The sequence below is a fragment of the Streptomyces lycii genome, from assembly GCF_009735685.1.
GTDB lineage: Bacteria > Actinomycetota > Actinomycetes > Streptomycetales > Streptomycetaceae > Streptomyces > Streptomyces lycii.
In genome coordinates, this window is the sequence record NZ_WHPN01000127.1 from 1 (window position 1) to 1,185 (window position 1,185).

At 77.6% G+C, this 1,185-nt stretch carries 1 protein-coding gene and 1 pseudogene; both read right to left on the minus strand.

Going from position 1 to position 1,185, the window contains the following annotated elements:
• A pseudogene (locus GCU69_RS33180) lies at positions 1–413 on the minus strand (hypothetical protein); the annotation flags it as partial.
• Positions 414–567: 154 nt separating this feature from the next.
• Positions 568–1,185: PucR family transcriptional regulator (locus tag GCU69_RS05490; protein ID WP_176604535.1), on the minus strand; the 618-nt coding region annotated here is incomplete at its 5' end.

Genomic DNA, 1,185 nt, shown 5'->3' on the forward strand with positions numbered 1-1,185 from the left:
GCCGCGCGCACCCCGCGCCGGCCGGCCGCCGCGCTGCCCGCCGCGGCGCTCGTCCTGCTGGCCGCGTTTCCCTGGCAGCCCGGGGGACGGGAGGTGCTGGGGCTGTCGGCGAACTCCGCGTACGGGGCCGCCGCCGCGTGGCTGCACGGGGACCACGTACGGGACAAGGAGCACACCACCGTGGTGACCGACGGGGTGCTGTGGCTGGACGCCGTCGCCGCGGGCTTCCCGCCCGGCAGCGGAGCCGTCCCGCCGCGGGAGGCCGGTGCGGCCGGCCCGTCACCGGCGGGGCCCGGTGCGGCGTCGGGCGGCCGGGGCGGACCGGCCGCCGCGCCCGGCGCCACGATCTGGCACCACAAGCTCGACCGCGACCCCGCCGTCATGCGGACGATGCCCCGTGGCTGGCGGGACATCGACTACATCGTCTCCACGCCCGCCCTGCGCACCGAACGCCGCAAGCTGCCGACGCTGGACGCCGCCCTCCGGCACGCCACGGTGGTGGCCGCGTTCGGGGACGGCGGCGGCCGGATCGAGGTTCTGCGCGTCGGCGGCCGGGAGCCCCGGGCCTCAGGCGGCCGCGGTGCGCTGCCGCGGCACGGCCGGCGAGCCGTGCACCCGGCTCATCAGCAGGGCGAGTTCGGCCCGCAGCCGGTGGTACGGCCGGTCGGGGTCGAGGCCGGTGAGGGCGCGGACGGAACGCATCCGGTAGGCGAAGGTGTGCCGGTGGACGTAGAGGCTGCGGGCCGCGGCCGTGGTGCACAGGTTGTGGGCGAGATAGGCCTCCAGGGTCTCCAGGAGGTGCCGGTGGCGCGCGGAGTTGTGCAGCGGGCCGAGGCAGGAGGTGAGAAAGGCCTCGCGCTCCTGGTGGGTCAGGTCCAGCGCGGCGAGCAGCGGTCCGGCCTGCCGGGTGTCGAGGTGGCCGAGCCCGTGGTGGCGGGCCAGCACGGCCGCGATGGCGGCGCGGCGCGCGGCGCGCGTGGTGTCACCGTCCTCGACCGGCACGATGCCGCACGGGCCGAGGCCGTCGGGCACGGCCGGGTGGTCGTGGGTGAAGGCCGTGAAGGCCGTGTAGGCCGTGAAGGAGCCTCCCGAGGTGTTTCCCGGCCCGGTCGTGACGATCAGCGCCTGCGGGTTCGCGGCCCGGAACCGTTGCAGTGACTGCTCCTCCGCCCGGCCGCCCGGCCC